Origin of the sequence: Nocardioides nitrophenolicus (genome assembly GCF_016907515.1) — a bacterium.
GTDB classification, from domain to species: Bacteria; Actinomycetota; Actinomycetes; order Propionibacteriales; family Nocardioidaceae; genus Nocardioides; species Nocardioides nitrophenolicus.
In genome coordinates this window covers 2650230-2669739 of the sequence record NZ_JAFBBY010000001.1, presented here as the reverse complement: position 1 = coordinate 2669739, position 19510 = coordinate 2650230, and the positions used below count along the sequence as shown (strand labels likewise).

The 19510-nt window shown below is 70.2% G+C and carries 21 protein-coding genes and 1 pseudogene; 11 read left to right on the top strand and 11 right to left on the bottom strand.

Features of this window, described 5'->3' with window-relative positions:
• The first annotated feature begins 259 nt into the window (after window positions 1-259).
• Window positions 260-994 (top strand): hypothetical protein, encoded by a 735-nt coding sequence (locus JOD66_RS12945; protein WP_204837276.1) that lies wholly within the window; start codon window positions 260-262, stop codon window positions 992-994.
• On the opposite strand, the gene JOD66_RS12940 is transcribed toward JOD66_RS12945, so the two are convergent.
• Complete coding sequence (locus JOD66_RS12940) at window positions 981-1634, bottom strand: GNAT family N-acetyltransferase (protein WP_204837275.1); 654 nt, start codon at window positions 1632-1634, stop codon at window positions 981-983. The two genes, JOD66_RS12945 and JOD66_RS12940, sit on opposite strands and share 14 nt — an antisense overlap.
• A 55-nt stretch (window positions 1635-1689) precedes the next feature.
• Here JOD66_RS12940 and JOD66_RS12935 point away from each other — a divergent pair, with 55 nt between their 5' ends.
• Window positions 1690-2913, top strand: coding sequence for a pyridoxal phosphate-dependent aminotransferase (locus JOD66_RS12935; RefSeq protein WP_275579821.1), 1224 nt, complete (start codon window positions 1690-1692; stop codon window positions 2911-2913).
• 65 nt (window positions 2914-2978) lie between these two features.
• Here the strand turns inward: JOD66_RS12935 and JOD66_RS12930 are convergent, their stop codons facing one another.
• Window positions 2979-4298 (bottom strand): S1 family peptidase, encoded by a 1320-nt coding sequence (locus JOD66_RS12930; protein ID WP_204837273.1) that lies wholly within the window; start codon window positions 4296-4298, stop codon window positions 2979-2981.
• 41 nt (window positions 4299-4339) lie between these two features.
• Between JOD66_RS12930 and JOD66_RS29740 the strand changes: the two are divergent.
• The 6 genes and pseudogenes from JOD66_RS29740 to JOD66_RS12905 all read left to right on the top strand — a co-directional run.
• A pseudogene (locus JOD66_RS29740) lies at window positions 4340-4705 on the top strand (RNA polymerase sigma factor); the annotation flags it as partial.
• Window positions 4706-4791: 86 nt separating this feature from the next.
• Window positions 4792-4992: a sigma factor-like helix-turn-helix DNA-binding protein gene (locus JOD66_RS29735; protein ID WP_372442562.1), complete on the top strand. Its 201-nt coding sequence runs from the start codon at window positions 4792-4794 to the stop codon at window positions 4990-4992.
• 260 nt (window positions 4993-5252) lie between these two features.
• Window positions 5253-5555, top strand: coding sequence for a hypothetical protein (locus tag JOD66_RS12920; protein ID WP_204837271.1), 303 nt, complete (start codon window positions 5253-5255; stop codon window positions 5553-5555).
• A 344-nt stretch (window positions 5556-5899) separates the two neighbouring features.
• Window positions 5900-6667 carry a lysophospholipid acyltransferase family protein gene (locus tag JOD66_RS12915; protein ID WP_204837270.1) on the top strand — a complete coding sequence of 256 codons (768 nt, stop codon included), beginning with the start codon at window positions 5900-5902 and terminating at the stop codon, window positions 6665-6667.
• Window positions 6668-6677: 10 nt separating this feature from the next.
• Window positions 6678-7346 carry a response regulator transcription factor gene (locus JOD66_RS12910; protein WP_204837269.1) on the top strand — a complete coding sequence of 223 codons (669 nt, stop codon included), beginning with the start codon at window positions 6678-6680 and terminating at the stop codon, window positions 7344-7346.
• A 62-nt stretch (window positions 7347-7408) separates the two neighbouring features.
• A complete protein-coding gene (locus JOD66_RS12905; protein WP_204837268.1) occupies window positions 7409-8569 on the top strand; it encodes a sensor histidine kinase in 1161 nt (386 codons plus the stop codon).
• Here the strand turns inward: JOD66_RS12905 and JOD66_RS12900 are convergent.
• The 9 genes from JOD66_RS12900 to rpmH form a co-directional block, all read right to left on the bottom strand.
• A complete protein-coding gene (locus JOD66_RS12900; RefSeq protein ID WP_204837267.1) occupies window positions 8515-9048 on the bottom strand; it encodes a hypothetical protein in 534 nt (177 codons plus the stop codon). The two genes, JOD66_RS12905 and JOD66_RS12900, sit on opposite strands and share 55 nt — an antisense overlap.
• A gap of 271 nt (window positions 9049-9319) precedes the next feature.
• Entirely contained in the window at window positions 9320-10201 is an 882-nt protein-coding gene (locus tag JOD66_RS12895; protein ID WP_372442561.1) for a ParB/RepB/Spo0J family partition protein, read from the bottom strand.
• 155 nt (window positions 10202-10356) lie between these two features.
• Window positions 10357-11289 (bottom strand): ParA family protein, encoded by a 933-nt coding sequence (locus JOD66_RS12890; RefSeq protein ID WP_239545225.1) that lies wholly within the window; start codon window positions 11287-11289, stop codon window positions 10357-10359.
• A gap of 203 nt (window positions 11290-11492) precedes the next feature.
• Window positions 11493-12299: a 16S rRNA (guanine(527)-N(7))-methyltransferase RsmG gene (rsmG, locus tag JOD66_RS12885; protein ID WP_307823484.1), complete on the bottom strand. Its 807-nt coding sequence runs from the start codon at window positions 12297-12299 to the stop codon at window positions 11493-11495.
• A gap of 31 nt (window positions 12300-12330) precedes the next feature.
• Window positions 12331-12927, bottom strand: coding sequence for a Jag family protein (locus JOD66_RS12880; RefSeq protein WP_204837265.1), 597 nt, complete (start codon window positions 12925-12927; stop codon window positions 12331-12333).
• On the bottom strand, window positions 12924-13952 hold the full coding sequence (gene yidC, locus JOD66_RS12875) for a membrane protein insertase YidC (protein WP_239546213.1): 1029 nt from the start codon (window positions 13950-13952) through the stop codon (window positions 12924-12926). The genes JOD66_RS12880 and yidC overlap by 4 nt, the downstream gene beginning before the upstream one ends.
• Window positions 13953-13988: 36 nt before the next feature.
• Complete coding sequence (gene yidD, locus JOD66_RS12870; RefSeq protein ID WP_204837263.1) at window positions 13989-14300, bottom strand: membrane protein insertion efficiency factor YidD; 312 nt, start codon at window positions 14298-14300, stop codon at window positions 13989-13991.
• On the bottom strand, window positions 14297-14698 hold the full coding sequence (gene rnpA / locus JOD66_RS12865; RefSeq protein WP_204837262.1) for a ribonuclease P protein component: 402 nt from the start codon (window positions 14696-14698) through the stop codon (window positions 14297-14299). The genes yidD and rnpA overlap by 4 nt, the downstream gene beginning before the upstream one ends.
• A 42-nt stretch (window positions 14699-14740) precedes the next feature.
• Window positions 14741-14878 (bottom strand): 50S ribosomal protein L34, encoded by a 138-nt coding sequence (gene rpmH, locus JOD66_RS12860; protein ID WP_075018668.1) that lies wholly within the window; start codon window positions 14876-14878, stop codon window positions 14741-14743.
• A 648-nt stretch (window positions 14879-15526) separates the two neighbouring features.
• Here rpmH and dnaA point away from each other — a divergent pair.
• From dnaA to gnd, 3 genes are all read left to right on the top strand, one after another.
• Entirely contained in the window at window positions 15527-17029 is a 1503-nt protein-coding gene (gene dnaA, locus JOD66_RS12855) for a chromosomal replication initiator protein DnaA (protein WP_205126360.1), read from the top strand.
• Between the two features lie 342 nt (window positions 17030-17371).
• Window positions 17372-18517: a DNA polymerase III subunit beta gene (gene dnaN / locus JOD66_RS12850; RefSeq protein WP_204837261.1), complete on the top strand. Its 1146-nt coding sequence runs from the start codon at window positions 17372-17374 to the stop codon at window positions 18515-18517.
• A gap of 34 nt (window positions 18518-18551) precedes the next feature.
• Entirely contained in the window at window positions 18552-19463 is a 912-nt protein-coding gene (gene gnd, locus JOD66_RS12845) for a phosphogluconate dehydrogenase (NAD(+)-dependent, decarboxylating) (protein WP_204837260.1), read from the top strand.
• The last annotated feature ends 47 nt before the right edge of the window (window positions 19464-19510 follow it).

Below are 19510 nucleotides of genomic sequence, written 5' to 3'. Positions count from 1 at the left end.
AGGCGGCGTCGTCGCGAGCGTCGCGAGACGCGTGCGATGGCAAGGCGGCGGAGCGAAGACGTGCTTGGCCGCCCATCGAGCGACGCCAACGCCGCCAGCGTGCGCGTGTCGCGGCGCGCAGCAGGCGGCGCCTACCCGCGGAATCTCTAACGTCAGCCTCGAGAGCCCCCGGTCCCCGGACCGGGGGCTTTCGCATTTCCGCCACCGGGTGGCTCCGCAGCCCCCAGAATGTCCTCGCTCCCGATCAACCGGAGGACTCATGGGGAACCACTCCGCCCTACGACGGCGCCCACCGGACCTCCGGCAGGCCCTGCCCCCGATCCTCGCGCTGCTCCTCGTCGTCGCCACCGCCGTCGTGCTCGCGGTGCTGCTCAGCGGACGCGAGGTGCCGCCATCGCGGGTACAGCCACCGCCGACCAGTGCGAGCAGCACCCCGAGCGCCGTCGCCCTGGTGATCGGGGAGGAGGAGCGGGGTGCGGCGCTGAGCCTGGCCGCGACCGCGGCGGAGCAGATCATCGGCGAGATCCCGGACGCGGTCGACCTGATGACCCCGCACTACGCCCGGCTCTACCGGCACGCCGTCGACGGCGGCACCGACCCGGCGGCGCCCGTGACGATCGCGGGCGCCGGGCTGATGGGCATCGACGGCGCCTCCGCCGACGTCCTGGTCCTCGTCGACCGGGCCGAGGACCCCTCGGGCGTGGTCCTCCACCTGCGCCGGTACCGCTCCCAGTGGCGGGTCGACGACCTGGTCCCCGTCACGGCGCCGGTGGACCATCTCACCGAGCCGGACGCTGCCCGCCGCGCGCAGCTGGCCGCCGCCCAGGACGCCGTGCCGGGCGAGGCACTGGCCGCCGGCCTCGCCGTCTCCGGCCCCGACGCGGCCACGGTGCTGGTCGCGACCCGGGACCGGCCGCTGCGGGTGGAGCTGGCCCTGGTCGACGGCAGCTGGCGGGCCGAGGTCGCCGAGGTGGGCGAGGTCAGCGCCGACTGACCGGGGTCGGCGCGTGCTTGGGCCGTCGTACGACGCCGACCAGGCGCTCCCAGGCCGCCTCGACCTCCTCGCGCCAGGTCGCCAGCGAGCGCATCTCCATCCGCATCCGCGGGGTGCTCGGGTGGGCACGCTGGGTCTTGAAGCCGACCCGCGCCAGGAACTCCTCGGGCACCACGCAGTCGGGGACGCGGCCGGAGCCGAGCCGACCGGTGCGGGCGAAGGCCTCCACCGCACGGATCCCGTCGCGCCCCACCAGGTCGCGGGCCATGCCCTGCACCAGCAGCCGCCCGGTCCCGCCGCGGACCTGGTCGGGGCGCACCCACGCGGTGGTCAGCAGCACCGCGTCCGCGGACACCGGCGCGGTGGGGAAGGCGGCGGCGCCGGGGACGTACGACGCGGGTGCGTACACGACGTACCCGACCGGTCGGCCGTCGACCAGCGCGACCCGCCCGCAGGAGCCCCACTCGCGCAGCAGCTCGGAGACCCAGGCCTCCTTCTCGGCGGCGCGCTCGGCGGGAGCGAGGCGCTCGCGGTGCACCGGCTCGCGCTCCCAGAACAGGCAGGTGCGGCACGGCGCGTCCGCGTCGGCGAACAGGGCGTCGAGCAGGTCGAGGGTGAGCGGAACCGTGGTCCGGGCCACGTCTCGATGGTACGGCGGTGAGCGAGCCGGAAATCGGTGGCGCGGACCTGAGAGGATGGCCTTCGTGCGCAAGATCCGCCAGAGCCAGAAGCTTCGCAACGTCCGCTACGACGTCCGGGGACCGATCCTCGTCGAGGCTCAGCGCCTCGAGGCCGAGGGTCACAAGATCCTCAAGCTCAACATCGGCAACCCGGCACCCTTCGGCTTCGAGGCACCCGAGGCGATCGTGGCCGACATGGTGCACAACCTGCCCGACGCCCAGGGCTACTCCGACTCCCGCGGCATCTACTCCGCTCGCACCGCCGTCGCGCAGTACTACCAGTCGCGGGGCCTCAAGGACACCGCCGTCGACGACGTCTTCGTCGGCAACGGCGTGTCCGAGATGATCTCGATGGTCCTGCAGGCCTTCCTCGACGACGGCAACGAGATCCTGGTCCCCGCCCCCGACTACCCGCTGTGGACCGGCGCGGTGTCGCTGTCCGGAGGCACGCCGGTCCACTACCGGTGCGACGAGGAGAACGGCTGGATGCCGGACCTCGAGGACATCGAGTCGAAGATCACCGAGAACACCCACGGCCTGGTGATCATCAACCCCAACAACCCCACCGGTGCCGTCTACAGCAAGGACATGGTCGCCAAGCTCGTCGACATCGCCCGGCGCCACGACCTGGTCGTCTTCGCCGACGAGATCTACGAGAAGATCCTCTTCGAGGACGCCGAGCACCACCACGCCGCCGCGGCCGCCGGCAATGACGTCCTGTGCCTCACCTTCAGCGGCCTCTCCAAGGCCTACCGGGTGTGCGGCTACCGCGCCGGCTGGGTGATGATCTCCGGGCCCAAGGAGCTCGCCGAGGACTTCCTCGAGGGCCTCACCACGCTCTCCAACATGCGCATGTGCGCCAACGTCCCGGCGCAGCACGCCATCCAGACCGCACTCGGCGGCTACCAGTCGATCAACGAGCTGATCGTCCCCGGCGGCCGCTTCTACGAGCAGGCCATGCTCGCCGACAAGCTGCTCAACGAGATCCCCGGCGTCTCCTCGGTCCGGCCCCGAGGCGCGCTCTACTGCTTCCCGCGCCTGGACCCCGAGGTCTACCCGATCGAGGACGACGAGGCGTTCGTCATCGAGCTGCTGCGAGCCAAGAAGATCCTGGTCACCCACGGCACCGGCTTCAACTGGTTCGCCCCCGACCACTTCCGGCTGGTGACGCTGCCCGATGTCGAGGTGCTCGAGGAGGCGATCGGGCGGATCGCCGACTTCCTCGCCACCCGGCGCTGAGTCAGGCCACCGCGACCGGCGCCCAGGTCACGCCGGCGTCGGTCGACGCACGGTGACACCTCGGATCACTGCAGGATCGTGACCCCCAAGGCATTCTCGACTCGTCCGATCCGTGTGAACACACACCTGTTGTACTGGTCGATGCCGACATGCGTACCTCGGGCGATCGACGCATAGAACCATGGTCCGCCGCTGTCGCCACCGAGGCAGGTCGGCCCGTTTGCGATATCGAGTCCACACGTGCCTGACAGGCATGTGTTCGTCAGAGCGACCGTGCCGCAGCTGTAGCCACTCGTGCCACCCCAGTGACAGACCGCAGTGCCGACTGGCGCGTTCTGCACCAAGCTCGGCACCCGGTCCTCGGTAGCGGTCGCGCGAAACTGGTTGTTGGTCGTGTGTCCGTTGCCCGTCAGGGTCCGATGAAACTGGGTGTCGTAAGTCGGGTAGGCGCTTTGAGATGGATCGGCCGTGATGACGCCGGACAGATTGTTGTAGGCGAGTGATCCGCCGCAGTGCCCGGCGGTCGTGACTCCCCGGTTCCCGTTGCTGGTTCGCGCAGCGGTGAACCCTGCGGTACACCACCTGCCACCGTTTCGAAACAGATCGCGACCGCCTTGAACGACGGTCTGCTCAACCAAGAGATTCGCCTTGACCTGCAGCAGCTCGACGGGGGCCGGGAGGAGCCCGTCTGCCTGGGTCCTGGCCGACCTGGTAAACGCCTCGTCCAGGACCGCCGCCACCTGTTCGGACGAAGCACCCTCGGCGGGCGAATACTCGAAGACGAGCTTGCCGGAGGACGGGTCGTAGCGGCTAGCCGTCGACACGAGGACCGCTGGAGCGTTTCCCGCGACTGCGCTCCACGCTTCGGAGGCCATTTCCAGATCCGATGCGCTCGCTGGTGCCCCGAATGACACCTCGACCGCCCCGAGGTCAGCTTCCTCGATCGCGGCGATCAACGCAGCAGACGGCGAGCCGGCTGTCTGCAACCAGAAGACAACCCCCCGGTGGTCTCGATTGATCGCAGAGCCGGTCACCCCTCCGGGAAACCTTTCATCAAGACGGACCAGCAGTTTCTCGAAGGCAGGCAGCCTCGAGGCCTCCTCGCGGAGTTCCTCAACCGGCCGCCCGGTGCTCAAAGCCGTGGCCGCGAGATCGTGCTCGGCCTCATCCGACAGCGAGAGCGGCGCGGAGCCATCGGCGTCCGTGCCACGCAGACGCAGCGTGCCCTGTCGGTCAGCGGCAGCGCGCACGCCGACCTTGATCTCGTAGTCTGAATCCTGCTCGGCTCGGGCGTTTCCGCCTGCCGCGACCATCGAGGTAAGGGCAAGACCAACCACGATCAGAACACTGCTCAACCGGGCCGCTGAAGACTTCATGCGTGGCATCGATCTGCTCCTTCACGATCGGATTCGGAGGCCAAGCGTGAATGCACCACCACGTGAATCCCTTGAGACCGTTCCGTTCTGTTCGCAAATCGCTGATTGTCGGCTGGCTGCCAGTCGTCTGTCGGGCTTGCTGCGGAATAGTTCGATCGCAGACGCAACAGAATCGACCGGCCGTTCGTCTTACGAGCATGGTTGCCACCGACGAGCGGGCCGACTTTGCCGCGTTCGTGCGCTCGTATGGCAACACGATGAAGCGACTGGGACACGCCGTCAGCGGCGACCCTGACATCGCCGAGGACGCCACACAGTCAGCTCTGATCAAGGTCTTCAAGCACTGGCACGAGATCGAGCACCCGCGGGCCTACGCGCGCCGTGCCGTCGTGTCAGAGTGCATCGACCGCGGCCGCCGGCTGCAGCGGGAGAAGGTCACCCCCGCCGGCGAGTGGGGCACCTTGCCCGGCGAACGCGGGACGAGCCCCCAAGATCAAGAGGCATGGGAGATGCGCGAGGCGCTCTGGCAAGCAGTTCGTCGGTTGCCCCTCGGCAGCGGGCGGTGCTCGCGCTGCGCTACTTCGAATCCCTCACAGACTCCGAGATCGCCGACGTTCTCGCCATCAGCGCCGGCGCTGTGCGGTCCACAGCCTCGAGAGCTCTCGGGGCACTGCGATTGATCTACACCGAGGACGAGAAATGATCGACAACCACTCAACGCGTCCCAAGCTCGAGAGTCAGTTGCGGGTGATGTACGACCGCGTCGCAGCAGCGACTCCACCGCTCGGTGATCTGCGCCAGGTCCGCCGAGACCACTCGCGACCTCGAAGGCACCTGGTTGGGCCCTTGTGCGCTGTCGCCACCGTCGTCGCTGTTGCCGGACTGTCCGCGACCGCGATCCACGCATGGGGCCAGCAGTCCGACGACGACTCGGTTCGCCCTGGACCCGCGGTAGGCCCGCGCGTGGGCCTCATCGTCAGGGTTGCTGACAGCCTGGTACCGCAGGCTCGCATCCGCGGCGTCCTCGACCTGAACGCGGACGGATGCGTCACGCTCGACGGTCTCCTGCTCATCGCACCGGCCGGGTCCGAGGTCCTGGACGACACCAGTGGTATCGCCTTTCCCGGTCTCGGACCCGTCAGGTTCGGCACCACCATCGAAGGTTCGGGAGGGATCGCACAGAGCCCAACGGATGCGGACGTGACTGATCCACTCGGTTGCGTCAGCGCGGACCCAGACGACGCCTACCTGATCTTCTATCCCTGACGGTCAGCGGACCGCAGACAAGCCGCTCGCGCGACCCGACCGGCAGCGGCGCCAGTCCGGCCGCCCGCGCCCAGGTCACGCCGGTCGGTCGTCGCATAGATTTCGACCACCGGGTCGTCACCGGCGATCAGCCGGGTCGAGACGAAGGAAGCGAGCTGCGGAGTGGTCCGCTCCGTGGGCGCACCTGTCAGACCAGGGCGCCGGGTTCTGCGCAGACGATCGATCGGCAGCCCGGCCGAATCGCCCTCTCGGGTTCCGCGTTTTGTTCGCCAGGCTCAAGACCGGAGCAGGGGTCTGCGCGACATGCAGTCGCATCTGCTGGGCGCGCCTGTCAGACTTCACCGGTGCTCGACATCACCTACCCGCCCGTCATCGTCACCGCCAAGGTGCTCTTCAAGCTGATGCGGCAGAAGGTCGTCGTGTCCGGCTCGGAGAACGTGCCTCGCAAGGGTGGGGCGCTGATGGCGATCAACCACACCGGCTACATCGACTTCATCTACGCCGGCGCCGGCGCCGAGCCGCAGAAGCGGCTGGTGCGGTTCATGATCAAGAAGGAGATGATGGACGCGCCCGGCGTGGGTCACCTGCTCCGGTCCTTCCACCACATCCGGGTCGACCGCTCCTCGGGCCTGCAGGCCATGAAGGACGCGCTGGCCTACCTCAAGGCCGGCGAGGTGGTCGGGATCTACCCCGAGGCCACGATCTCGCGCTCCTTCGAGATCAAGGAGCTCAAGTCCGGCGCGGCCCGGATCGCCGCCGACGCCGGCGTACCTCTCATCCCGGTGATCGTGTGGGGTGCGCACCGGCTGATGACCAAGGACCACCCGAAGGACTTCTCCCGCTCCGCCAAGACGATCATCGTCAAGGTCGGCGAGCCGATGTACCCCACCGGCGAGGACGTCGACGCCGAGACCGCCGAGCTGCGCACCGTGATGCAGCGGATGCTCGACGAGGTCATCGCCGAGTACCCCGAGGCCGAGAAGGCCCCCGGCAGCTGGTGGACGCCCGCCCGGTTCGGCGGCTCCGCGCCCACGCCCGAGGAGGCCGACGCGCTCGACAAGGCCGAGCTGCGCGCCCGGGCCGCCAAGCGGGCCGCCAAGAAGGCCGGCTGACACCGTCGCCGTGGAGTCGCCGCTGGTCCTGCTGGTCGAGGACGACGACGACCTGCGTACGACGACCCGCCTGGTCCTCGAGTCGCGCGGCTTCCGGGTCGTCACGGCCGCGGACGGGGAGGCCGGCTGGACGACCTACGTCACCCAGCCGGTGGACGTCGCCGTCGTCGACGTCGTGCTGCCGAAGCTCGACGGGCTGCGGCTGACCGAGCGGATCCGCGCCGACGGCGAGCTGCCGGTGCTGCTGCTCACCGCCCGCGATCTGCCCCGCGACCAGGTGGTCGGCTTCGACGCGGGCGCGGACGACTACGTCGTCAAGCCGTTCGACGGCGACGTGCTGGAGGCACGGCTGCGCTCCCTGCTCCGCCGCCGCGGAGGCTCCGGTCCTGCGCGCGTGGTGGAGCGCGACGGGCTGCGGATCGACGTCGACGGGATGACGGTCGAGCGCGATGGCGTACCCGTCGACCTGTCGGCCACCGAGTTCCGGCTGCTCACGGCCTTCCTCGACAACGCCGGCATCGTGCTCGGCCGCACGCAGCTGCTCGAGCTGGTGTGGGGGAGCGCGTCGTGGGGCGACCCGCACGTCGTGGACGTCACCGTGCAGCGGCTGCGCGCCAAGATCGGCGCCGCGCAGGTGGTGACCGTGCGCGGTGCGGGCTACATGATGGCGCGGGCCTGACCGTGCCCTCCGGGCTGGCCGGCTGGCGGCACTCGCTGCGGACCAGGATCACCGTCGCTGTCGTGGGAGCCGCGCTGGCGACCCTGGCGGGCGTCGGCGTCGTGGTCGACCACCAGTCGGCCGTGGACGCCCGGGACCGGCTGCGGACCCAGGCACTGACGGAGCTGGACGCCGGCATCGCGGTCCTCGAGGTGACCTCGACGCTGCGCTACGACCTGTCCCTCGACCCGGCCCGCTTGCCGGCTCCGCTCCGCGCCTCCTTGCCGTCGGCAGGGGAGGACCGGGCTGCGACGTACTACGCCGACGGCCGGATGTGGGCGGCTCGCCGGTTGTCGTCCGACCGGGTCGCGAGCGTGACGCTGGACGACGGGCCGGTGCGGGCAGCGCGGACGTCGCTACGACGGCGGATGCTGGTCGCCGCCGGAGCGGTGTTGCCCCTCACCGCGCTGCTGGGCCTGCTGGTCGGCGCCGGGCTGAGCCGCCGGTTGCGACGGGCCGCGGCGGCTGCCGAGGTGATCAGCCACGGCGGTACGGCGCGCTGCACGGTCGGCGGCCGTGACGAGGTGGCCGCGCTCTCCCGTGCGGTCGACGACATGGCCGACGCCCTGGAGCGAAGGTTCCACGTGGAACAAGCCTTCTCGGCGGACGTCGCCCATGAGCTGCGCACCCCGGTCGCGGCCCTCCTCAGCGCCAGCGAGCTGCTGCCGCCCGGGGAGATCACCGACCTCCTCCGTGGCCACGTGGCGCGATTGCGCCGCTTGGTCGAGGACCTGCTCGAGGTGGCCCGTCTGGACAGCGCCACCGAGGAGGTCTCCCTGTCCGTGCACCGGCTGGGTTCCCTCGTCCCCGGCGCCGTCGTGGACCGCGACACGGACGTGCTGGTCGACCCCCGTCGCGTCGAGCGGATCATGACCAACCTGGTCGCCAACGCCGAACTGCACGGTGGCGGGCTGACCGACCTGCGCGTGGACGGGCCGCGGGTCGTCGTGCGCGACGGGGGAGCGGGCTTCCCGGCCGACGTACTCGCCGCCGGGGCGATCCGGTTCCACAGCACCGGCAAGGGCACGGGCCTGGGCCTCACCATCGTGCAGGGCCAGGCCCGCGCCCTCGGCGCCACCGTCACGATGGCCAATCCACCGACCGGCGGCGCCGAGGTCGTGGTGAGCTTTCAGGAACCGGGACCCATCTCGGGGTCGACCGGGTCCACCGTGTCCAGCGGGTAGGTCTGCGTCGCCTGCATCCCGTCGGGCACCGTGCCCTCGACGGTGATGGTGATCGTGCCGTACGTCGCCGACGCCTCGCCCTCCACGATGTCCGACACCACGACCTTGGCCGGCACGGTCACGTCGGTGCCCTCGGCGCAGCTCGGATCGCAGTTGTTGGCGACCAGCTTCCCGGTCGCCGTCGCCTCGTCCGCGCCCCAGTCGCTCCACGCGAGGTCGGTCAGGCTCTGGTTGCCGTCGGCGCAGGCGACGGTCACCGACGCCGGGCTGGCCACGGGCTCGCCGACGCAGTCCAGGATGTAGGTCACCGCGGCCCGGGCCGCGACGGCCGGGTCCGTTGCGGTCGTCGTACCTGAGCCGGCGCCGGGCTGCGCCTTCACCGGTGCGTCGTCCTCGACCCCACAGGCGGCGAGCGCGCCCAAGGACAGGACCAGGGCCCCGGCCAGGGCGGCGGTACGGCGGGTGCGGGTGGTGTTCATCGGGTTCCGTTCTGCTGGGAGTCCGGCGGATCTCGCCGGCCTGACCAGCGTCGCGTCCCAGCCTCACACGAGCCCGGCAGGAAGGTCACAACAGCCTCACAGATGTGGTGTCTCTTTCGCGATATATCGGTATGTCGACCTGTCGTCTTGTCGACAAAGAGGCATTTGCTCCGAGTTCGAGAGGTCGGGGCCATGCCGTCACCGGGTGCCACGTGAAACAGGGCGCGACCACCGAGGTGGTCGCGCCCTGTGCCCGGGATCCGGGCGAACGTCAGATCGGGCGGTCGCTACGGTTGCGCGGGTCGATCAGGTCGACGATCCGCTGCAGGTCGCCGGTGTTGGCGAACTCGATCGCGATCTTGCCCTTGGCCTTGCCGAGGTCGATCTTGACCCGCGTCTCCAGCCGGTCGCCGAGCCGCTCGGCCAGCTCGCCGAGACCGGGAGCCTGGGGCTTCGCACGCCGGGGACGGGGCGGGGTGCCGGTGGTGCCGTCGCCGACCGCGACGATCTCCTCGAGGCCGCGGACCGAGATCCCCTCGGCGACCACGCGCTGCGCGAGCCGGTCCTGCTGCTCGGCGTCGCCGACGCCCAGCAGGGCGCGCGCATGACCGGCGGACAGGACGCCGGCGGCGACCCGGCGCTGGACGGCGGGGGAGAGCTTGAGCAGGCGCAGCGTGTTGCTGATCTGGGGCCGCGAGCGGCCGATCCGCTGCGCCAGCTCGTCGTGGGTGCAGGAGAAGTCCTCGAGCAGCTGCTGGTACGCCGCCGCCTCCTCCAGGGGGTTGAGGTTGCTGCGGTGCAGGTTCTCCAGCAGCGCGTCGCGCAGCATGTCGGTGTCGTCGGTCTCGCGCACGATCGCGGGGATCGTGCTGAGTCCGGCGGCCCGGGTCGCGCGCCAGCGCCGCTCGCCCATGACCAGCTCGTAGCTCTCGGCGCCGGCCTTGCGGACGACGACGGGCTGGAGGAGGCCGATCTCCTTGATCGAGTGGACGAGCTCGGCCATCGCCTCCTCGTCGAAGACGGTCCGCGGGTTGACCGCATTGGGCGAGATGGCGTCGACCGGCAGTTCGGCGAAGTAGGCACCGTCGACGGGCTGCAGAGCCGAATCCGCGATCTGAGCGCCGTTCCCGGAGCCGGTGGGCCTAGGGTCCACGGAAGCGCTGGAAGTCGCTCCAGCGGCAAAGTCCGCATCCTGGGCGTTCTGGTTGACATCCGGCTCCGCGGCCGGAGCCGATACCGGCGGGGTGGGCCCGGTCGGGATCAGCGAACCAAGACCGCGGCCGAGGCCGCGGCGGGGGGCTTGGGCGTTCACGACAGGCTCCCTCGGACGACGATCTCGCGCGCGGCTTCGAGGTAGCTGAGCGCACCGGGTGAGCCCGGATCGTAGGTCATCACGGTCTGTCCGTACGACGGCGCCTCCGACACCCGCACCGAACGCGGGATCGCGGTCTTGAGCACCTGGTCGCCGAAGTGCTCACGCACCTCGGAGGCGACGCCGGCGGCGAGGCGGGTGCGGGCGTCGTACATCGTGAGCACGATGGTCGACACGGCGAGCTCGGGGTTGAGGTGCGCCCGGACCATGTCGACGGTCGCGAGCAGCTGGCCGAGGCCCTCGAGCGCGTAGTACTCCGCCTGGATCGGGATGAGCATCTCGGCGCCTGCGACCAGGGCGTTGAGCGTCAGCAGGCCGAGCGAGGGCGGGCAGTCGATGAAGACGTAGTCGAACCGGTCCTCGCCGACCGCGGCGGCGGTGCCGATCCGCGGGTGGGCGTCGAGCGCCTTCTTGAGCCGCTGCTCGCGGGCCACCACGCTGACCAGCTCGATCTCGGCGCCGGCCAGGTCGATCGTGGCCGGGACCACCCACAGGCCGGACGCGTCGGGGCACGGCTGGGCGATGTCGGCGATCGCCACGCCGTCCACGAGCAGCTCGTACGACGAGGGCGTGCCCTGCCGGTGCTCGATGTTGAGCGCCGTCGACGCATTGCCCTGCGGGTCGAGGTCGATGACCAGGACGCGCTGGCCGAGCTGGGTCAGGGCGGCCGCGAGGTTCACCGTGGAGGTCGTCTTGCCGACGCCGCCCTTCTGGTTGGCGACCACGAACACCCGGGTCTCCGAAGGACGGCTGAGCTGCTCCTGCGGAATGCCGGCACGGACCATCACCGTCGCCTGAGCCGCCCGGGCGAGAGGGGTGAGGTCGTCATCGAAGCCGGCCGCCCGCTCGGCGAGCTGAGCCGCGGTCAACGGCGCTGCGGGCGCGGCCTGAGCGGTTTCACGTGAAACGTCTTGCGGGGGAGTGGAGCCGGTTTCACGTGAAACGTGGTCCTCGGTCACGACTGTCCCTTCCGAGTGTGCCTGTGGATAACTAGGTGCGTTCTGTGGAGACTCACGCTCAGCAACCGTCTCCGGACCGGTGGAAAACTTGGGACCGGGACCCAACGAGTCGCTCACGACTTCCTCCTCTTCCGCCGCGACGAGCTCCCGCGCGATCCCCGAGAATCGCGCTGGCCGCGAAGCGGCAACGATACGCGGGCCGGATCGGCCCACGACAGACGGACGATGCGAACCGGCTCCACGGCACCGTCGGCCGCCAGCTCCGCACCCAACTCCTCGACCACGGCCGGGGCGCAGCCCAGCCGGCGCGTCACCTCGGCCGCCTCGGCGACCTCCTCGGCCGCGCTGGAGCCCTTCATCGCGAGCAGAGCGCCCTCCGGCGCGACCAAGGGCATGCACCAGGTCGCGAGCTTGTCGAGGGCCGCCACCGCGCGGGCGGTGACGACGTCGAAGGTGGCGACCCCGTGCACGGCGTCGGCACGGCCCCGGATCACGGTGACGTTGTCGAGGCCCAGCCGCTCGACCGCCTCCTCCAGGAAGGTGGTGCGCCGCAGCAGCGGCTCGATCAGGGTGACCCGCACGTCGGGACGCGCGATCGCGAGCACCAGGCCGGGCAGACCCGCTCCGGACCCGACGTCGGCGACCGTCGCGTCGGCGGGCAGGGCGGCGGCGAGCAGGCCGCAGTTGATCAGGTGGCGCTCCCAGAGCCGGGGAGTCTCGCGGGGGCCGATCAGGCCGCGGACGACACCATCGGTCGCCAGCAGGTCGGCGTACGCCAGCACGAGATCGAGGCGGTCGGCGGAGAAGACCTCCGCCAGGATCGCCGGGGGAGCAGGGAGGGCAGCACGCAGCACCCCCGGGTCCGCCTGGCCCTCAGGGCCGGGGGACACCGGGGGTGCGGCGTCGTCGTCGTGTTTCACGTGAAACGTCGACAGGTGGCAGTCGGCCGGATCAGGCCGGCAGGACCACGACGTACCGGCGCGGCTCGACGCCCGCCGACTCCGAGCGCAGGCCCGCGGCGGCAACCGCGTCGTGCACGATCTTCCGCTCGAAGGGAGACATCGGCTCCAGCGACACCGGCTCGCCGGTCTTGGCCACCTCGGCGGCGGTCTCCGTGCCGAGCTGGGTCAGCCGGGTCCGCTTGTCCGCGCGGTAGCCGGAGATGTCGAGCATCAGCCGCGAGCGTTCGCCGGTCTCGCGGTAGACCGCCAGCCGGGTCAGCTCCTGCAGCGCCTCGAGCACCTTGCCGTCCCGGCCGACCAGCTGGGTCAGGTCCGCGCCGACGATCGACACGGCGGCCCGGTCGGCCTCCACGTCGATGTCGAGGTCGCCGTCGAGGTCGGCTATGTCGAGCAGCTCCTCGAGGTAGTCGGCGGCGATGTCGCCCTCCTGCTCCAGGCGGGAGATCCGGTCACCCTCGCCGGCGGCCGGCGCGTCGGTCTGGTCCTCGGCCCCGTTGTCCGCCAGGTCCTCGACGGGAGCCTGCTCGGTCTCCGCCGCGGTCTCGTCGGTCACGACCTCGTTCTCGGTCTCGGTCTCGGCGCTCACTTGTCGTCTCCCTGCTCGTTCGTGGTGTCGCCCTCGGCCGGCTGACTCTTCGCCTGGCCGTCGGGCTTGCTCGGGGGGGTGGCCCGGTTCGCCGGGCCCGTCCTGCGCTGCGAGCGGCTCTGCCGCTTCGGCTGCTGGCGGGTGCTGGGCCGCTGCTCCGGCTCGGGGGCGGCCTCGGTGATGGTGTCGGTCGCGGTGTGGCCGTGGCGGGCCGCCTTGGCCTTGTCGCGCTCCTGCTTGGCCGTGAAGGCGGGAGTGCCGGGCGCGGGGTTGTTGCGGATAACGTAGAACTGCTGGCCCATGGTCCACAGGTTGGAGGTGGTCCAGTAGAGGAGAACGCCGATCGGGAACGCGATGCCACCGAGGCCGAAGGCCACGGGGAGGATGTAGAGAAGCATCTTCTGCTGCTGGGCGTACGGGCCGCTCATCGCCTCGGCGGGCATGTTCTTGGCCATCAGCTGACGCTGGGTGGTGAAGGTGGTGGCGGTCATCGCCAGCACCAGGATCGCGGCCACGATCATCACGCCGGCGTGCGGGGTGTCACCCCAGGTGCGCGAGGCCCAGAAGTTCCCGTCGATCGGCAGCTGGCCGAAGATCTTGGCGTGGCCGAACTCGTGGGCCTTCTCCTTGGTGAGGAAGCCGTGCGGCTTGTCGGCCTTCGCTGCCTGGGAGAGCAGCCGGAAGAGCGCGAAGAAGATCGGCATCTGCAGCAGGATCGGCAGACAGGACGCGAACGGGTTGGTACCGGCGTCCTTGTACAGCTTCATCGTCTCCTCGGCCAGCTTCTGCCGGTCGTGGCCGTACTTCTTCTGCAGCTCCTTCACCTTGGGCTGCAGCAGCTGCATGTTGCGGCTGGACTTGATCTGCTTGACGAACAGCGGGATCAGGGCCGCTCGGATGACCAGGGTCAGGCCGATGATCGACAGCGCCCAGGACAGACCGCCCTTGGGGTCGAGGCCGAGCACCGTGAACAGCTTGTGCCAGCCGAGGAGCACCGCAGAGATGATGTAGTACAGCGGCACCATGATGAAGTGGCCGATGTCGCCGATGATGCCCACGAATCAGGCTCCTTGCTGGAAGGGGTGACGCCCGGCGGTCGCCGGGCGGAGTTCGGAGTCGCGCTCAGCGCGGGTGGGGGAGTGGTCGTGCTCGTGGCCGCGACGCGGCGGGACGTGGTCGACGCCGCCGGGTGACCAGGGGTGACAGCGCAGCAGCCGGCGTACCGCCAGCCAGCTGCCGCGGAAGGCGCCATGGACCTGCAGCGCCTGGACGGCGTACGCCGAGCACGACGGGTAGTAGCGGCAGGTCGGCCCGAGGAACGGGCTGACCAGGAGCTGGTAGCCGCGCACCAGGCCGATGAGCAACCACTTCATCGCGCCTCCTGCCCGCTCGCCTGACCGGGGGCGACCACGCGCTCCAGACAACGTGCGAGGTCGGCCACCAGTTCCGGGTACGACGACGCCGCGGCCGCGGGCTGCGCCCGCACCACGAGCACGGCTCCCGCCGGCAGGCCCGCGAGCAGCGGACGGACGGCGTGTCGTAGCCGGCGCTTGACGCGGTTGCGGACGACGGCGTTCCCGACGGCCTTGCTGACCACGAAGCCCGCCCGGGCCGGACGCGGCGACGAGTCACGCCCGGACATGCCGACAACCTGCTGCTCGTCGGGGAGCAGCAGGTGGGCGACGAGGGTGCGCGAGCCGGCACGACGACCCTTGCGGCTGACGGTCCGGAACAGGTCCGGCTCGGTCAGCCGCTGGTCGGCAGCGAGCACGTCAGCCCCACGGGAACCGCTGGGCGGACACGCCGGTGTCCGTCAGACGGACAGGCTCGAGCGGCCCTTCCGGCGACGGTTCGCCAGGATGGCGCGACCGGCGCGGGTGCGCATGCGCAGTCGGAAACCGTGCACCTTGTGGCGACGACGGTTGTTGGGCTGGTACGTCCGCTTGCTCACGATCGGCCTCTCAGGATGATGCAGATGTCGGGAAGGGTCTTCCGGCAGCCGGGAGCCAGCTCCGATCGGGAGCCGCACAGCACGTCGGCCGGCACCGCGCAGCCACGATGACCGGTGGATTCCGGGGCGTCGTGGACATGCGGCACCGGTCGACACCGGTTGACCAATCAACGGTACGCGGACGCCGGATCCAGGGTCAAACCGGCGGCGCCCGGAGCGGCCTCGACGAGCAGTTCCGCACCCGACGTCAAAACCTGTGGATAGCGGGTTGATCGACCGGCACCGGACAGTTAGGTTCGACGGATCCGGGATTCCCCGCCGGTGCCGGCCACCTCGGCCGACGAATGTCGCACGGTTGCTCCCTTCGTTCTCGGGAAAGCGCCGCTGACCTGCGCAAACAGTCGTTCGAGGAGGATCGGGACCGGCCTCGGTTCGGCATTGTCAACCTGATGATGCAAGAGTTCACAACCTGTGGACAAACCTGTGGAGCCAGCGTCGAAGGCGACGCCTTCCGGCTCCGCGGCTGACAGACGAGCGAGAGGGAGTGGCGTGACCGGCAACCCGGATCAGCCCCAGGACGAGACCAACACCCCCGCCCCGGACACTCCTCCGCTCGACCCCGCCACCGCACGCCTCGTCCACGAGTGGGTGACCGTGGTCGGCGAGCTGCAGACCCACCAGCGCGCCTGGCTCCAGGCCAGTCGGCCGGTGACCCTCCACGGCACCACCGCGATCGTCGCGGTGCCCGACGACTTCACCCGCAAGCGGCTCGAGGGCCGGCTGCGCGGTGAGCTCGAGGACGCGCTGACCGAGCGCTTCGGCCACGACGTCCAGCTCGCCGTCACCGTCGACAGCTCCCTGCGCCACGAGCTCGGCCACGAGCCCGCCACCTCCCCGTCGTACGACGACGGCCCGGCGTACGACGCCCCGTCGGCCTATGACTCCTTCGAGCCGGCGCCCACCTTCGAGCGCCCCCGCGAGGACGCCGCGGTCGGCGAGGCTCAGGATCGACAAGTCGCCATGTCGACAAATCGACCTGTCGACTCGGCTCCCCAGCCGCCCGACCTGGGCGGGATGCCCGCTCCGAGCACGCCGCAGGCCACGCCCAGCGGCGAGTCCCGGCTCAACCCGAAGTACACCTTCGAGACCTTCGTCATCGGCTCGTCCAACCGCTTCCCCCACGCCGCCGCGGTCGCGGTGAGCGAGGCGCCAGGCCGCAGCTACAACCCGCTGCTCGTCTACGGCGAGTCCGGCCTCGGCAAGACCCACCTGCTCCACGCGATCGGCCACTACGTCCGCACCATCTACGCGGGCTCCAAGGTGCGCTACGTGTCGAGCGAGGAGTTCACCAACGAGTTCATCAACGCGATCCGCGACGACCGGCAGGACCGGTTCAAGCGGAAGTACCGCGACATCGACGTACTCCTCATCGACGACATCCAGTTCCTGGAGGGCAAGACCCAGACCCAGGAGGAGTTCTTCCACACCTTCAACACCCTCCACAACGCCAACAAGCAGATCGTGCTCACCTCCGACCGCCCGCCGAAGCGGCTCGAGGCGCTCGAGGACCGGCTGCGCAACCGGTTCGAGTGGGGCCTGATCACCGACGTCCAGCCGCCCGACCTCGAGACCCGGATCGCGATCCTGCGCAAGAAGGCCGCGATGGACCGACTCACCGCGCCCTCCGACGTCCTCGAGTTCATCGCCTCGAAGATCCAGACCAACATCCGCGAGCTCGAGGGCGCGCTGATCCGGGTGACGGCGTTCGCCAACCTCAACCGGCAGGACGTCGACATGACGCTCGCCGAGATCGTGCTCAAGGACCTCATCCCCGAGGGCGGCGAGCCCGAGATCACCGCGTCGCTGATCATCGCCCAGACCGCGGCGTACTTCGGGCTCTCGATCGACGAGCTCACCGGGCCCAGCCGCGGCCGGCACCTGGTGATGGCCCGGCAGATCGCGATGTACCTGTGCCGCGAGCTCACCGGGCTCTCGCTGCCGAAGATCGGGGCGCAGTTCGGCAACCGCGACCACACCACCGTCATGTACGCCGAGCGGAAGATCAACCAGCTCCTCGGCGAGCGTCGCGCGGTCTTCAACCAGGTCTCCGAGCTCACCAACAGGGTGAAGATGCAGGCCCGCCAGGGCTGAGCAGCCTGTGGACAGAACCCGGGAAATTGTGAGAACTACACGGGGAGGATTCCGTGGAGGCGCCTACACGGCCCTCCACACCACCTCCTCGGTGCACATCGAAGCGTGTGATCCCCGATTTCATCCACAGCCTTCATCCACCGGCCAGATGGCGGCTCATCTGCGGAAACGTCGGTTCTCCACAGTTTCCACCACCGCTATGACCACTCCGTACCTCCATGCGGACTTCGATCGCCGGAACTCCTCCGGACCTCCGACCTGTGGATCATCCCTCCCCGTGCAGCGCTCAGGGGGCCCATGGCAGGATGCAACTCCCAATAACCACGTGAGAGGTACGACGACGTGAAGTTCCGTGTCGACCGCGACGTCCTCGCCGACGCCGTCGCCTGGGCTGCGCGCAGCCTGCCCGTCCGGCCCAGCGCGCCCGTGCTCGCGGGACTGCTCATCGAGGCCGGCAACGACGGACTGGTCCTCTCGACGTTCGACTACGAGACCTCCGCGCGGGCCACGCTCGCGGCCGAGGTCAACGACGAGGGCAAGGCCCTGGTCAGCGGCCGGCTGCTCGCCGACATCTGTCGCAGCCTCCCCAACAAGCCGGTCGACCTGGTCCTCGACGGCAACCGGGTCTCGCTCACCTGTGGCTCGTCGCGGTTTTCGCTGCAGACGCTGCCGGTCGAGGACTACCCGACGATCCCCGAGATGCCCGCGGCCACCGGCACCGTCCCCAGCGAGGCCTTCGCCCACGCCGTCGCCCAGGCCGTCACCGCGGCCGGTCGCGACGACATGCTCCCGGTGCTGACCGGCGTCCGCCTCGAGATCGAGGGCTCCACGATCGCGCTGCTCGCGACCGACCGGTTCCGCCTCTCGCAGCGTGAGCTCACCTGGAACCCCGGCACCCCCGACGCCACCCTCGCCGCCCTGGTGCCCGCCAAGGTGCTCGGCGACACCGCGAAGTCGCTGACCGCGGGCCCCGAGGTCACCATCGCGCTGTCCGCCTCGGGCTCCGGCGACGGCATCATCGGCTTCGAGGGAACCGGCCCCGGCGGCGTACGTCGCACCACCACGCGGCTGCTCGACGGAGAGTTCCCGAAGGTGCGCAGCCTGTTCCCCAACGAGAAGCTCACGGTCGCCAAGATCGACCGCCAGGAGCTGATCGAGTCGGTCAAGCGGGTCTCGCTCGTCGCCGACCGCAACACCGCGGTCCAGCTCAGCTTCCGCGACGGGGCGCTGGTCCTCGACGCCGGCTCCGGCGACGACGCGCAGGCCTCGGAGTCGGTGGCCGCCGAGATCCAGGGCGACGACCTGGTCACCGGCTTCAACCCGACCTTCCTCCTCGACGGCCTGACCGCCATCGACCAGAGCGTCGTCGAGCTCGCCTTCACCCAGCCGTCGAAGCCCGTCGTCATCAGCGGCACCGGCGACGAGGACGAGGCCGAGGACGGCGGCTCGTTCCGCTACCTGCTGATGCCGCGTCGCCTGCTCAGCTGACCCAGCCGCACCGCCAACCGGAGGGAGAACCGCTGTGCACATCGGACTCGTCGGACTCGGAAAGATGGGCGGCAACATGCGCACCCGGCTGCGCGACGCCGGCCACACCGTGGTCGGCTACGACCGCAACCCGGACCTCGCCGACGTCGAGAGCCTGGCCGCGATGGTCGAGGCGCTGCCCACGCCGAAGGTGGTGTGGGTGATGGTCCCGGCCGGGGACCCGACCCGCTCGACCATCGCCGAGCTCAAGGAGCTGCTCGGCGAGGGCGACCTGGTCGTCGACGGCGGCAACTCCAAGTACACCGACGACGCGATCAACGCCGCCTCCCTCGCCGAGAAGGGCATCGGCTTCGTCGACTGCGGCGTCTCCGGCGGCGTGTGGGGCCTGGCCAACGGCTACGCCCTGATGTACGGCGGCTCGGCCGACGACATCGCGAAGGTCCAGCCCGCCTTCGACGCACTCAAGCCCGAGGAGGGCGGCGCCGTCCACGCCGGTCCGACACCGGGCGCGGGGCACTTCGCGAAGATGGTCCACAACGGCATCGAGTACGCCATGATGCAGGCCTACGCCGAGGGCTGGGAGCTGCTCGAGAAGGTCGACATCGTCGAGAACGTGCCGGCGATCTTCGAGTCCTGGCGCCACGGCACCGTCATCCGGTCCTGGCTGCTCGACCTGCTGACCGAGGCGATCGAGGCCGACGAGCACCTCGAGGAGCTGCGCGGGTACGCCGACGACTCCGGCGAGGGTCGCTGGACGGTGCAGGCGGCGATCGACAACGCCGTACCCATGCACGTCATCGCCTCCTCGCTGTTCGCGCGGTTCACCTCGCGCCAGGAGGACAGCCCGGCGATGAAGGCGATCGCGGCGATGCGCAACCAGTTCGGCGGGCACGCCGTCCACACCGAGCCGCCTCCGGGTGGCGAGGCCAACCCGGACGCCTCCTAGCGTCGATCCGCTGTCAGGGCGGCCCGGGCCGCGGGGCCTGGGCCCCG

Excerpts from the sequence above, each read along its gene's own strand:
- JOD66_RS12945 (WP_204837276.1), top strand. The coding sequence starts at position 260 with ATGGGGAACCACTCCGCCCTACGACGGCGCCCACCGGACCTCCGGCAG.
- JOD66_RS12935 (WP_275579821.1), top strand. The coding sequence starts at position 1,690 with ATGGCCTTCGTGCGCAAGATCCGCCAGAGCCAGAAGCTTCGCAACGTC.
- JOD66_RS12930 (WP_204837273.1), bottom strand. The coding sequence starts at position 4,298 with ATGCCACGCATGAAGTCTTCAGCGGCCCGGTTGAGCAGTGTTCTGATC.
- JOD66_RS29735 (WP_372442562.1), top strand. The coding sequence starts at position 4,792 with ATGGGAGATGCGCGAGGCGCTCTGGCAAGCAGTTCGTCGGTTGCCCCT.
- JOD66_RS12900 (WP_204837267.1), bottom strand. The coding sequence starts at position 9,048 with ATGAACACCACCCGCACCCGCCGTACCGCCGCCCTGGCCGGGGCCCTG.
- yidC (WP_239546213.1), bottom strand. The coding sequence starts at position 13,952 with ATGGTGCCGCTGTACTACATCATCTCTGCGGTGCTCCTCGGCTGGCAC.
- yidD (WP_204837263.1), bottom strand. The coding sequence starts at position 14,300 with ATGAAGTGGTTGCTCATCGGCCTGGTGCGCGGCTACCAGCTCCTGGTC.